Source organism: [Muricauda] lutisoli (nom. illeg.), assembly GCF_017313105.1.
Taxonomy (GTDB): Bacteria; Bacteroidota; Bacteroidia; order Flavobacteriales; family Flavobacteriaceae; genus Flagellimonas; species Flagellimonas lutisoli.
The window spans coordinates 1580341-1594527 of the sequence record NZ_JAFLND010000001.1; the positions used below are offsets into that span (position 1 = coordinate 1580341).

A 14187-nucleotide genomic window follows, 5' to 3' on the forward strand; every position below is an offset into this window, starting at 1 on the left:
TTCCTCAAACAAACAAACGAACCAATCAAAAAACAAAATGCTTACAAATTCATCAGAACGTAAAGAAGCTTGGAAAACCATTTTTCTATTTCTTGCACTCGTCGTTGCGCTTACTTCACCGTTCCATTATGCCATAGTAAATCTGTATCCTTCAAGGATATATGTCGGGGCTATTATGTGGTGTCCTGCAATAGCTGCTTTTATCACACTAAAAATTAAAGGACGCAAAATCTCATCGCTAAATTGGAATTGGGGAGATTGGAAATACATCCGATGGTCTTACTTTATTCCTGCCCTATATGGTATAATCACCTACTTACTAATCTGGGTTTTCGGGTTTGGAGGTTTAGCAAATAGAGAAATAATAACAGAATGGGGAAAAGAACTTGGGTTGTTTGGGATAGGTACTTTAAATCCAACCTCAATAACAATCATAGCCATCATCTTGTTGGGGACTGTAGAAGTGATAAGAGCTTCTGCAACCACATTAGGAGAGGAAATTGGATGGAGGGGCTTTTTTATCCATGAATTAAGAAAGGTTCTTTCTTTTACCGGTGTATCTGTATTTAGTGGACTTGTATGGGCCGCTTGGCATTGGCCGCTACTCGTTTACTATAGCAACAATGTGCTATTGGAATTTATCACATTCTTTATAGTGATTATTTCGATGTCATTTATTATGGCCTACTACACTTTTAAATCTAAAAGTCTATGGCCAGCAGTAATTTTCCATGCAGTAAGCAATGTGTACATTCAAAAGATCATGCCTTCTTTAACCATGAAAATTGAGGGAACCGAACATTGGCTTGGCGAAAACGGAATTATGTTTGCCATTGTTACCAGTATTTTCGGGATTTATTTTTGGAGAAAAGCTATTAAAGAAAAAATATAGACCAAACGGCCAGAGCGCCCAATATCCTTTGTAAATGCAAAGGTAAGTGCTACCCCCAACCACTTATAACCGAACCCATCACCAAGGTTCAACTAAACGATATAAAAATGTTCAAAATAAAAACTTACACAATAGTCATCCTTGGCATTTTCATTTCAACTCTTATTGGATCCTCTAAGGCTTTCTCCCAATCGAAAAAAAACAGTATTCAAAATCCGATTGAATACTTCAATAAAAGAACGGAAGCTTTAAGTTTAGTTAAAAACAAAAAATGGCAAGAGGCGATTCCTGTTTTGGAAAGTCTTACGCTACAATATTCAAATGACGCTGATCTATTTTATGTATTGGGACTGTCCTATTATGAGACCGGACAGTTTAAAAATGCAATTATCGAATTAAAAAAAACGCTTGAATCCGGAGGTACCATATTAACGGATATTCCGACGGGGTCGGCACCTTCAAATGATATCATGATCAAAATTGCGAAAGCCTATGCTGAAGATGGAGATAAAGAGAATGCCTTATTATGGTTGCAAAAAGGATTTGCATCCCGTTATGACGAAAAACCATTCTTAAAGGGAGATCCTGCTTTCAAGTCCTTCAACGAGAATCAAGAATTTCAACAAATCTTTGGCTATCGAAGTCAATTAGGTTTGAGAAGAGGAGAATCGTGGGTTAGTGATATAGATTATTTAGAGGAGCGAATACTGGAATTGCACTACACCCCATTTCACTCCATGTCCAAAACTGATTTTGACAAAAAAATATTGGGATTAAAATCAGAAATAGACTCATTATCAGATGAGCAAATCGTTGTGGAGCTAATGAAAATATTTGGGGGGCTTGGCAATGGCCACAATTTAATTATACCAACATCCCCCAACAAAGGCGCCTTAAGGAAACTTCCTGTTCAGTTCTATCAGTTTAATGATGGACTATTTATCGTTGGTGCGGAGAAAGGCTTTGAAAAATGGATTGGTTATGAAGTGGAATCGATTGGAAACACTACTGCTGAAGATGCCCTGCAAAAAACAAATGCCGTAAATGCCAGGGATAACGATATGCAAACACTTTGGTTGGGTCCATATTATTTAGGGCTACCGTATGTGTTACAAGGGTTGGGGATTATTGGGAACACCAATCAAGTCACCATTGCTTTGAAAGATAGCAACGATAAGTCACAAAAGGTAATAATGAATCCAGTTTCTTGGAATTTTTCCGGCTTCCCAAAAATGCCAAAACTAAGAGACAGGGAACAACCATTATTCTTGTCGAAAATAGAAGACCCATATTGGTTTAAATTGATTCCAGAAAACAAAAGCATCTATGTTCAGTTTAATGCCGTTACACAGAAAGAAACACAGTCTTTAGAAGCTTTTACTATCGAATTGCGTAGTCAGGCATCTAAAAACGACATACAACATTTAATTTTGGATTTGAGACATAATCACGGAGGAAATGGTTCTATATTACCACCTATGCTAAAAACCATTATCAATTTTGAACTTATGAATCCAGGTGGAAATGTCTTTGTGTTAATGGGACGTGAAACTTTTTCCGCTGCGCAAAACTTACTAACCGATATTACAAAATACACCAATGCAATTCTTGTTGGTGAACCCAGCGGTTCAAAACCAAATCACATAGGGGAAGCAGGATGGTTTAAGTTGCCATACTCAGGGTTAATGGGACTTATTTCCACTCAATTCCATCAAACATCAAAAGCAGAGGACAATCGTAAATGGATTGCGCCCCATATTCCGGTAAACCTATCATCAACCGATTATTTTAATGGAAACGACACGGCTTTGCATATAGTAATGGAAGTGATACAAACTACGGAAAACAGAAAATAAAGTTGGGCATAACAGTTTCCATAAAACCATAGCACCCTTGAGGATGCTGCACTTCATATACTAATTACAACCAAAGTTCAAATAAACGATTGTAAACCAATACACTAAATCTTTTTCTCCGGTTTAATGGGACATCCTAATTGCTCAAAAACCCTATCTTTAAGGAAACCAGCCTCTAATGATACAATTCTTTAGAAAAATCCGTCAAAATCTACTTTCAGAGCGCAAAACTGGAAAATATCTTAAGTATGCCATCGGTGAGATTGTTCTGGTTGTTATTGGCATTTTAATTGCACTTCAAATCAACAATTGGAATGAAGATAAAAAAGATTTGCAACGTGCACACCGTGTATTAACCAATCTAAGTGAAGAGATCAGACAGGATTCAACTTATTTTGAGAACGTATACAATGCTGAGAAGGACATTTTTCTACATGGGGCTGAGCAATTGTTCAAATTACACTCGAACGAACTAAATTCTACAGAAATCGATTCTATTGGTACCTCTTTTAGGTTAGCATGCTTTACGCCCGCTATTAAGTCCTTGAACAATGCATATAATGAGCTAATGGCCTCAAACCTATTATCTCATTTGAATTCAGAAAGTTTAAAATATAATTTAAAGGAGTATTACAGTCAAATTGACTTTTTGATAAGTTATTCTGAACAATCGCACCAATTAAGCAATGACTTAATTTATGAATTAGCTCAATATTATGAGGTGGTTCCGGTTAAGCTTGGAAGCGCTAGAGAAATATCGAAATTCTCAGGTGCTGCAGAAAGTGATTTTACTACAAAGTATGATCTGGAACCTTTTAGGAACAACAGAAGTTTAAACCCTAAGTTATATGATATGATTGATATTCATAAAGATAGATTGGGTGGGTTGGAAATCTTACGGGAATTATCGATAAAAATTCAAGAAGGTATTCTACTTGAATTGAAAAAGAGACAAAAAACACAATAGCATTACTGCATGTTTAAATGATATGATAACTGGGAATGACCAAAATCCGAAACAATCCAGTTAATTGAAGATGAGGAAACTGAACGTTTTACAAATCACTTATAGCCCATTTTAAAGTGGAGTCATCCTTCCACTGGTGAGATACAGAATCGATAGATTTTGTGTAGCCTTCCATAAAAAGGAATAAATCTTGCATTTTAAATCAGCCTTGCACCATCATAATAATTTATCGCAATGATGACGAAGATCATTTGATTTTGATTAGTTGTGACCTAGATTAGGTAAACGATAAATTATGCGGAAAAATGGAAACTATAGTATATGCCACCGATTATTCAAAGCGTTCCGTTGCTGCCCTAAAGTTCGCCCTGGAAATTTCCAAAGCTTTGGCAATGCGCTTGGTATTGACCCACGTTTATGAATTACCGGCCGTGTTGGGCACCGAATTAATTGAGGTCTTCCCCAATTTATCCAAAGACTCCCTAAACCATGAACATAAAAAACTGAAAGAGTTTTATGAACTACATATTGGTGGTTCCGTTAATGAAAACATGATTCGATTTGAGCCTATCGAACACACTTCGATTACCAACGGAATCATAACAAAAATACATGAACACCGAGCCTTTATGGTTTTTGTGGGAACAAGAGGCGAAAGCAAGCTTCGAGACGTTGTTATGGGAGGCACTGCAATAGGCCTTTTGGAAAATTCGCCCTGCCCTGTTTGGACAGTTCCCGAAGACTCCATATTCACTTCACTGGATTCAATTGTTTACGCCACCGATTTTGAGAAAGAAGACATCAATGCCATTCATGCCTTAGCAGAATTGGCCAAGATTTTTAAGGCAAAAATAAAAGTTGTGCACATTTCAAACGATAAGGACAAAGGCGATGATTCCAGAATAGAATGGTTCAAAGGGCTCCTTAGCGAAAAAGTACTATATGAGCATATAGATTATGACCGGATTCTCTCCAATAACATTTGTGATCGGTTGACTACCTATATCAAAGAAACAAATGCAGATGTGCTGGTCATGCTGAAACGAAACAACAAAAAGGGATTAAGAGGATGGTTGCATACCGATTTGGTAAAAAAAATGCAATCTTATGAATGTGTTCCACTGTTGATGCTGAACCAAAAAATGGAACCAATGCGAAGCATGAAAAAGTCCATGATGTCCGGCTTATGATTAAAAACATCATTAAGGGTTATACAATCCGTGGGACATCAATCCTGAATTTCCAAAAAAGTACATTGCCAAATTTGCTGGACCATATGTAAATTGGTTCAGTTCAAGTAGACCTGATTTAATTATTAGAGCGATCACTTCATCATAACTTTTCGAATTGTTCAAAAGGCTATCCTAATTCCATAAAAATCATATCTTTAGAGAAACCAGCTTCTGATGATCAAGTTCCTTCAGAAAATCCCCTAAGACTATCAGTTTGGTAAGTACTTGTAAAACTTTATTGAGAAGTAAAAATCGGGGAAGCCGAAAACCGATCAGAGTAGGCAGCATATAACAATCAAAATCATGACAACCGAAAAAAACATTCAAGTAATTGACGCTTTGTACAATGCCTTTTCAACGGGCGATATGCCAACTGTACTGGGTTTAATGCATCCTGAAATCGAATGGAACGAAGCCGAAAGTAATTCCCTTGCCAGCGGCAATCCCTATATCGGTCCAGATGCGGTTTTAGAAGGCGTATTTTCAGTTCTCGGAGCTAATCATGAATACTTTGGGTTACAAGATGTAAAAATCCACGGCATGGATGATAATATGGTTTTGGCTACTTTACGATATGATGCCAAAGTCAAAGCAACAGGAAAAACTTACAATGCACAAGCCGCACATCTCTGGACGCTTGATCATGAAGGGAAAATTACTGCTTTTCAACAATTTGTGGATACTAAGAAGTTGGCAGACTCTGAAAAGTAATCCCAATGAAAAACGATCGGATATATCGATGTTATTCCAAACGGGCTGTGTTCAGTCACATTTTACATACATAGTAACGATTGGCAGTAGGCTGAAAAATAACGAAGCGCAACAATGCTTTTTAAGTAACTGCTTCTTCTCTCCCACTTTGGAAATCCCACAGGAACTTCCAACTTGATACCTAGTTATATAAAACCAAGCAACTGTTCACATGGCCAAGACCCTCACAAAACTCAAACAAACCAGGTCCTGTACCATTGAAATGTCATAAATATTATTCCTTGGGATATCATGTTGGTGAGGGTAATGATCAATATAATTTTTAAAATGCTCCAGAACGACTTCGTCTGATAAAATTGAAGGATCGCCAGCATATACCATATACTGATCAACAAACCAATTATTGTACCTAGAGTTGTGAGTAATGAGGGAAGAATCATAAACAAGGCCAAGGCCAAAATATAGTAGAGCATGGTTTGTCCACTCAAATAAGCAGTAAAAGTCAGGTTTTCGACATAATTGGTTTCACGATCTTTAAAAAATAACCAGATAAGGAAACCATGAATAGGCCACATTAGAAGTATGAATACATTAAAATACCTAAAAGCAAATTGTAAAAGTTCCTTGTCATCCGATTCTATTTTAGAATAATCCAGGGCTATAATCTCAAACTGTGCAATGAAATATAGTGCAATAGCCACCGTGATCAGCAAATAGTTGAACGGATTAAAATAACTCTTGCACCGACCTGAAATATATTCCCGAGCCACCTTACCCGGTCTGTAAGCCAGATGCTTTATCAAGTGAAGTATTCCTTGGTCTGTATTGGTGAAAGAAATCCACAGGTCCTTAAACAATTGTTTGAAGTTTAAACGGCCCAAGCCCATTTTCTGGCCACAATACGGACAATATGAATACGTTTCCTCAACACTATTATTGCAATTTTTACATTTCATCCTGTCATATCATGAGGTTATTTCAGAGGTCGTTTTTGTGTCATAACCCTAAGATATGAAATGTCTCACTTCCAAGCTTTTAGGTAAAGCAAAGAATTATATGGAAAAGCCTGTGGATTATCCTACTATTCATTTACTTTTAGCTAAATTAGTTACTATAGCAATGCAGGAAAGCATACAAACACCGTCACAAAAGTTCAAATAAACAACCTTGGAACCGAAGCACTCACATCAACTGATCATTGACAATGTAAGCCGATTCATTGACTTGACCGAGCTTGAAAAACGGAAATATATTTCTTTGCTCACCGAAGTGAAAGTAAAAAAGAAGGAATTTTTAATGCAAGCCGGTGAAATAGCCAAGTATGAATATTTTATCACGGAAGGTTGTTTGAAAGTCTACACATTGGATGAGGATGGGGCACCCCATATCTCGATGTTTGCCGTGGAGGATTATTGGACAGGGGACATGGCCAGTTTTATGAGAAAAGAACCATCGCATTATTTTATCAAGGCTACGGAGGATTCAGAGCTGTTGGGCATTTCGAGGGCCAACTACAACCTACTTTTTCAGGAGATACCCAAATTCGAACGTTTTTATCGTATCCTGTATCAAAAATCGCTCATAAGCTACATCAGGCGTTCCAATCATGGTATATCCCTTACGGCAGAAGAACGTTACATCGAATTCAAAAGGAAATATCCTAACATTGTCAATAGAATTACCCAGAAAGATTTGGCAGCCTACATTGGCATTACCCCGGAATTCATGAGTAAAATCATCTCCAAAGTCAATAGAATGTAAAAGTCTTAAACTACTTCATTTTTTTTCGTGTCTCCCCATTGGAATTTTGGGGCATGGAAAAAATAGTAATCATCATTTCGGTATTTATTCTTAGGGTTGCGAACAACTTAAATGCGCAATTTACACAACTTGAACTCTTTTCTGGTTTTGATAAAAGAGACTTCAGTAACTTTAAATGTACAATTACAGTACTATTTTTAGTCTGCTCAATAAACAGTGGAGCACAAGAAAAGGAAACAGATAATTTTCCACCTCCTGAAAATCCAAAGGAAATTGTGGCCATTAAAACTACGGGGGTTATAACCATTGATGGCAAGTTGAATGAAGCAGATTGGGAAAATGCGCCAATTACATCCGAATTTTTTAAAATTGAACCTGTACAATCCAAAAGTTTCAAGTACAGGACAGAAGTAAGGATCCTGTATGACGATAAAAACCTATATATCGGTGCGTTTTGTAAAGATTCTTTGGGAGTTAAAGGGATTCGGGTTCAAGATTTAAGGCGTGATTTTTCTTATACGGAGAACGACATTTTCGGTATCCAAATTGATGCCCAAAATACCAAACAATATGCAGTATCATTTCAAACTACCCCTTACGGCAATCAACGAGATCTGCAAAGTTTCAACGATGCCTATGTGGATGCTGATTGGAACGCTCTTTGGACGGTGAGAACAAAACGTACTGAACAAGGGTATTATGCCGAATTTGCTATACCTTTTAAGTCTTTAAGGTATGATGAACCAGAAAAAGGAGAGCCCGTAAATTGGGGGGTTACATTTTCTCGATTAGCGCGGAGGGATTACGAGTTGACGGTCTTCCCCAACATCCCTCAAGCGTTCTCTCAATTTAGAATGACCTATGCAGCTAAACTTACAGGATTGGAAGTACCCCCTCCTTCAGCAAACTTACGTATTGAACCTTATACGTTATATGAATTTGACGAATCCACGAATGGCACGCATGTGGTCGATTCACAAAATAATGTAAAAGTTGGTGGCGATGTAAAATGGGTAGTTTCACCAAATACAGTGGTCGATTTAACCATCAATACTGATTTTGCCCAAGCTGATGTGGACAGAGCCGTAAATAATTTAGAACGGTTCAATATTTTTTTCCCGGAACGCAGACAGTTTTTTCTTGAAAATTCAGGGATTTGGGCAGGTGTCTCAGATTATGATGTCATTCCTTTTTTCAGTAGGCGAATAGGTCTGGACGGAGGCTTTGATGCCACACCAGCTCCTATTGATGTTGGAGCACGTTTTACCAATAGGGATGAAAACAAAACTTTAGCAGGATTATATGTCCATCAAGGGGATACTGAGGAATCGGCTGCTGCCAACTTTGGAGTGTTTCGTTATCTTCAAAACTATGGCAATGAAAATAATATAGGTTTGATGGTGACACACCGTTTAGATGAAAAAAAACCCTCACTATCTTTAAATGAAAGTAACAACACGACAGTTACCATAGATGGTCTTATACGACCAAAAAATGAGTGGACGGTATCATATCTTGCATCCGCATCCAAAGACGAAGCTACCGACACATGGGGTTATGCCGGCACATTTTCTGCAGTATATAACACCAATAAAATGTTTTGGCGCTGGAAATCCAATTTTGTAAGTAGTGATTACAACCCAGCGATGGGCTTTGTTTACCAAAACAATGTCATAAAACACAATCTAAGCAATTATGTTATATTACGCCCCAAGGCCATGCCATGGGTGCGTCGTTGGGAGTCAGGCTTTTTTGCAAATTATTATCATGACTTCAAAGACCCAAAGAAATTTCAACAGGCCAGCGTTTACCTATTTCCCTTTTACGTCTTTTTCAAGGACAATAGCTTTTTGGAATATGCCATAACCCCGACCTGGCAGAATATCAACTTTGATTTTGCACCATTAGGGCTTTCCATTGCTCAAGATCGATACTTTTACACGAGACAATTTATCAACTATAATTCCGATAGATCTAAAAAATTGTCCCTATCTGGAAAGTTTGAATGGGGCAAGTTCTACAATGGGAAAAGGCAATCCATAACAGTGGGAACTCGATTCGCCCCAATTCCACATTTTTCCCTTTCGTTGGATTATGAACATAATAATCTACAAAATATAGGGATTGAGGATAAAATGTTAAAAACCGATTTATATACAGGTAGTCTAAGATTAGCACTAAATCCCAGAGTTCAATTATCGACTTTTTATCAATACAATTCCTTTACGGATCAAGGAAGATGGAACGCTCGATTCAGTTGGGAATACAGACCAAACTCCTTCATTTATTTGGTCTATAACAACACGCGGGACACCACCTTTGATCCAGTACAGGGCAATAGGCAATTTATCGGAAAGATAACCCTTCTAAAGCAGTTTTAGGATTTCCTTTTTAGCAGAAGTAAACCCGTTTACAGCCTTCAATAAAAGTACCCTAATAATATCTAGAATCACTCAAAAGATTTGGCTGGCTACATTGGCATTACCCCCGGAATTCATGAATAAGATCATCTCCAAAGTCAATCGAAGGTAAAAGTCTTAAACTACTTCATTTTTTTTCATGTGTCCCTATCGGAATTTTGGAGCATGGAAAAAGTAGTAATCATTTCAGTATTTATTCTTGGGGTTGCGAACAACTTGAATGCGCAATTCACGCAAGTTGAACTCTTTACAGGGTTGGATAAGACGGACTTCACACTCTATTCAAACTATCCGATCAATGAAAAAAACACGCTGAGCATTGCTACCCTTGCTTTCTTTCAAAAATTCAATAAAGAAGCGAACACGGGTTTTGATGAGGCAGGGGTGCAACCAACATTGTTCTGGAACATTAACAAGAGTGTTGCTGTTGGTCCATCTATTTATTACAACAGTTTTGCCGGTTATGCGGAACGCCTTTCCGCAAGGCTCATATTAAAAAATTCACGGGCGTTATTTGTAATTATTCCCACGGTTGGACATTCTGAGCAAAAGAAAGCCGGCTATGCCGAAGCTTTTGTACAGTTTCAGTTCAACTCACCTGTAAATGACAAAGTTTCCCTTTGGTTGAACGGACAGTTTTTAACTATCTGGGACAAATTTAAAACGCACTCCAGAAGCTTTCAGCAGTTGCGTGCAGGAGTGTCGTTCAATGGGCACCAACTCGGTATCGGTGTTGACCTTGACCAGTATGGGCCCGATCCAATTGAAAAATCATCTCTCGGTATGTATTACCGAAAAACTTTATAAACAATTTTTAAATCTTAAACATTATGAAAAATTTAGTAAGAGTTTCACATTGGGCAGCATATGCATATTTAATCTATGCCTTTGGATATGCAAGTCTTTTTAAAGTTTTCCAAAAACAAAGTATGATGGAAAACATGAGCAATTTTGGTTTCGGAAAAATATGGACCTTATTCATTGGTTATGGTGAATTGTTGGGAGTAATTGGTTTGCTTGTTGGGTTTTGGATGCATAAAGTTAAAAACCTATCGACTTTATGGTTATTGCCATTCGCAATTGGTGCATTGATAACGCATTTCGCACATAATGACTATGAATACTTTTATACAGCTCTATATTGTTGTATTGCTTGTATGGTTCTACTGGTTACAGATAAAAATTTCAAAGTAATATTATAGTGGTTACATCTCCGAAGTTTTAATGTCCCCAGGGTTTTAAGTGAATTGGCTCGGTGATCAAGCTAGTGAATGTAACGAATATTCCCTTCTGATCACCGGTCTTTCCTTAACCATGGAAATATATGACATGGAAAAATGGTCGACCGATAGTTTAATCTCAAAAAAAACAATAATCATGAAAAAAATAATCACAATTGCAGGAAGCAACAGCCAAAAATCCATCAATAAAAGTTTATTGACCTATACCACTGGTTTATTGGAGAATGTAGAAATTATTTCCATTGACCTCAACAATTATTTATTGCCCATTTATGGCGTTGATTTTGAAGCCGAAAACAGTATACCGACTGCCATTAAGAGGCTCGATGAATTATTTGATACTGCCGATGGTTTTATGGTATCACTGGCAGAACATAATGGGTCCTATGCAGCGGTATTCAAAAATACTTTGGATTGGTTATCCCGTGTAAATATGAAGGTCTGGAGGGAAAAACCCATGCTGTTGATGGCAACCTCACCTGGCGGCAGAGGTGGAGCATCTGTATTACAGGCCGCAAGTGGCTACTTCCCGTTTATGGGGGCCAGGATTACGGATACTTTTTCGTTGCCTTCTTTCTATGATAATTTCAATAATGGGGAAATTAATGATCATAATTTGAAAGAAGACATTCATTCCAAGGTCTATAGATTTCAAACCTCAATTGAATCATAAAAAAATCGCCTGCGATCTGTCTTTGAATGGAAAACTTTTGATGTAACAAAAAAGTCCTCCATTCGTGTTCTTTATTCAATTCAAAACAATCAAAAAATGAAAAAACTTATTTTAAGTATCGCATTTATTTTACCTGTCATGCTTTTTTCTCAAACCAACGACGTTAAGAAAAAAGTCTTGATGGTAGTCAGCAGCTATGGAAAAGATATGGGGGCCGCAAGACCAGGCTACGAGTTTGACGAGTTCTCCCAAGCCTATTTAATTTTTAAAAACAATGATTTGGCCATAGATGTAGCAAGCCCAAAAGGCGGTAAGGTAGAAGCGGACAAATACAACAAGGACAAACCTTACAACAAAATACTTTTAGAGGACAAATACGCCCTCAATTTATTGGAACATACCAAAGCTACGGCCGATATAAATGCAGTGGACTATGATGCCATCTATATTGTGGGTGGAAAAGGTGCCATGTTCGATTTGCCTTACGATCCTTCACTTCAAGATATCGTATTGAATTTGTACCATAGGGACAATACCGTTATTTCCTCGGTTTGTCATGGACCTGCAGCCTTCGTTAATGTCAAAAACGGTGATGAATACATTATAAATGACGTAGAATTAACAAGTTTTTGCAATATAGAAGAGGAGCTTTTTGGAAAAAAATGGGTTAAAGAGTTTCCTTTCAGTCTGGAAACTAAATTGGAATCAAGGGGAGCCATTTTCAAGCAAACGGACTTCATGCTGTCCAAAGTTGTTGTATCGGGAAAGTTTGTTACCGGTCAAAATCCATTTTCAACAACAAGATCTGCTGAAGCTGTCGTATCATCTTTGGGACTTACACCAGTCAAAAGAGAATTGTACAACGATGAAAGAAGTGCCTATTTGATGCAGGAGTTATTGGATAAAACAAAGACCATTGCATGGGCCGAAGAGGAACTGGCCAAAAACAAAGCCAAATATGACATGCCATTGATAGCAGCCTACGGATATTATAAAATTTTAGCTTCCACCGAAAACAAAGATGAGTTATTGAAAGGAGTTGCTTTGGTTGAGTTGACCTCGCCACACTTTTTCAATGAAAACCTACAGCTGTTATTGGCCAAAACCTATATATCCTTGGATAGAAACGAGAAGGCCAGAAGTATTTTGAATGATTTGACCGCTAAAAATTTACTAAAGGAACAAGCTGAAAAACTGCTTGAAACTATAAGCTGAAAACCAATATTTTCTTCAGCTTTGTATTGATAGACAGGATTTTAAACTGAAAGCGAATTCTGAAATACAAGTGTGGGATTATTGTTTTAAACTGTAAGTTTAGGAATGAAACCATGATCCCATTCCTTTTATCCTTTAAGGCATTTTTAAAAACATATTAAAGTTCTTATTGACGAAAGCGTTGGGAAAATAAAAAGAGGAAATTACACCCCATTTTGTAATAGTAGGTTCCTGTTGTTTCCATAAACATAAGGAGTTTTTGAGAAAGCCACGTATCGTAAAAATGAAATGGTTTAAACCCTAATTCAGTAAAAATGAAAAAAGAATTCTTAGCATTATTGATAGTATTATTTTTCATTTCTTGTACCAATACCAGAAATGAAAAGGGAAGCATATTGATTGTAGTTTCAAATACAGAGGACATGGGAGACCCTGAAAAACACTTTGCAGGGAACAACCTTTGGGAAGTAGCTCCTCCTTATCACATTTTCGTTTCCCATGGATACCAAGTGGATTTTGTTTCGCCTACAGGTGGAAAAGTACCTTTTTCCATGGATCCTATTGGAATAAGTAGTTATGCCATTAAGTATGAAAACTTCAATGGTAATGTTGAAAATTCGTTAACACCCGATTTGGTAGATTACAAAAACTACAAAGCCGTTTTTATTGGCGGTGGCTATGGACCCTTATTTGATGTTGCCAACAATGAAAATGTATTAGCAATAATCGCTGATATTTATGAAAATGGAGGAATAGTCGGGGGTTGCGGACATGGTCCTGGTGCCTTTGCAAATGTCAAACTTGCCAATGGTGATTATATGGTTAAGGATAAAAAAGTGACCGGGTTTCCAAATTCTACTGAAGTGACCAAAAGTTGGGCCAAGGAAGGAAGTTTATTGCCTGTGATGCTGGAGGATCAATTAAGAGCGAATGGAGCCCTATTTCAAACCAAAAGTGATTTGAACGATAAACATGACGTAGTAATTGACAAAAGAATTGTAACGACCATGTTTCTTCCCTCTTCAGCTATTGTGGCAAAAGAAATGATAAATGAAATTGAAAAAAACCAATAGCCAACAAAGAGCTGAATCAAAAGAAAGCTCAAATAAACGATTCCAATTACCTTAAATGAATTTGATAGAAAAATTAAAAATTCCCCTGACCTTTCTGTAGCGACTGGTAATGAAAGATTGATTTTAAGTGACCCAATAATTGAATC

General features: G+C 37.3%; 13 protein-coding genes. 12 read left to right on the top strand and 1 reads right to left on the bottom strand.

From position 1 onward, the window contains the following. The first annotated feature begins 37 nt into the window (after positions 1-37). From J0X13_RS07310 to J0X13_RS07330, 5 genes are all read left to right on the top strand, one after another. On the top strand, positions 38-892 hold the full coding sequence (locus J0X13_RS07310) for a CPBP family intramembrane glutamic endopeptidase (RefSeq protein ID WP_242535635.1): 855 nt from the start codon (positions 38-40) through the stop codon (positions 890-892). Between the two features lie 107 nt (positions 893-999). Continuing rightward, positions 1000-2748: a hypothetical protein gene (locus J0X13_RS07315; protein WP_207070754.1), complete on the top strand. Its 1749-nt coding sequence runs from the start codon at positions 1000-1002 to the stop codon at positions 2746-2748. Between the two features lie 178 nt (positions 2749-2926). After that, positions 2927-3715, top strand: a complete 789-nt coding sequence (locus tag J0X13_RS07320) for a DUF6090 family protein (RefSeq protein ID WP_207070840.1) — start codon at positions 2927-2929, stop codon at positions 3713-3715. Positions 3716-4020: 305 nt separating this feature from the next. Beyond that, on the top strand, positions 4021-4905 hold the full coding sequence (locus J0X13_RS07325; protein ID WP_207070755.1) for a universal stress protein: 885 nt from the start codon (positions 4021-4023) through the stop codon (positions 4903-4905). A gap of 345 nt (positions 4906-5250) precedes the next feature. Continuing rightward, a complete protein-coding gene (locus J0X13_RS07330; protein WP_207070756.1) occupies positions 5251-5658 on the top strand; it encodes a nuclear transport factor 2 family protein in 408 nt (135 codons plus the stop codon). Positions 5659-5891: 233 nt separating this feature from the next. Here the strand turns inward: J0X13_RS07330 and J0X13_RS07335 are convergent, their stop codons facing one another. Further along, a complete protein-coding gene (locus tag J0X13_RS07335; protein ID WP_207070757.1) occupies positions 5892-6515 on the bottom strand; it encodes a DUF3667 domain-containing protein in 624 nt (207 codons plus the stop codon). 310 nt (positions 6516-6825) lie between these two features. On the opposite strand from J0X13_RS07335, the gene J0X13_RS07340 reads away from it, so the two are divergent. The 7 genes from J0X13_RS07340 to J0X13_RS07370 all read left to right on the top strand — a co-directional run bounded on the left by J0X13_RS07340 (position 6826) and on the right by J0X13_RS07370 (position 14041). Then, positions 6826-7419 (top strand): Crp/Fnr family transcriptional regulator, encoded by a 594-nt coding sequence (locus J0X13_RS07340; protein ID WP_207070758.1) that lies wholly within the window; start codon positions 6826-6828, stop codon positions 7417-7419. A gap of 53 nt (positions 7420-7472) precedes the next feature. After that, the gene (locus J0X13_RS07345; protein ID WP_207070759.1) at positions 7473-9800 is read left to right on the top strand and encodes a DUF5916 domain-containing protein; all 2328 of its coding nucleotides are present in this window, start codon (positions 7473-7475) and stop codon (positions 9798-9800) included. Between the two features lie 204 nt (positions 9801-10004). Beyond that, positions 10005-10646, top strand: coding sequence for a hypothetical protein (locus J0X13_RS07350; protein ID WP_207070760.1), 642 nt, complete (start codon positions 10005-10007; stop codon positions 10644-10646). 23 nt (positions 10647-10669) lie between these two features. After that, on the top strand, positions 10670-11041 hold the full coding sequence (locus tag J0X13_RS07355) for a DoxX family protein (protein ID WP_207070761.1): 372 nt from the start codon (positions 10670-10672) through the stop codon (positions 11039-11041). Between the two features lie 175 nt (positions 11042-11216). Next, the gene (locus J0X13_RS07360) at positions 11217-11753 is read left to right on the top strand and encodes an NADPH-dependent FMN reductase (protein WP_207070762.1); all 537 of its coding nucleotides are present in this window, start codon (positions 11217-11219) and stop codon (positions 11751-11753) included. A gap of 96 nt (positions 11754-11849) precedes the next feature. Further along, positions 11850-12968 carry a DJ-1/PfpI family protein gene (locus J0X13_RS07365; protein ID WP_207070763.1) on the top strand — a complete coding sequence of 373 codons (1119 nt, stop codon included), beginning with the start codon at positions 11850-11852 and terminating at the stop codon, positions 12966-12968. Positions 12969-13282: 314 nt separating this feature from the next. Further along, entirely contained in the window at positions 13283-14041 is a 759-nt protein-coding gene (locus J0X13_RS07370; RefSeq protein WP_207070764.1) for a type 1 glutamine amidotransferase domain-containing protein, read from the top strand. The last annotated feature ends 146 nt before the right edge of the window (positions 14042-14187 follow it).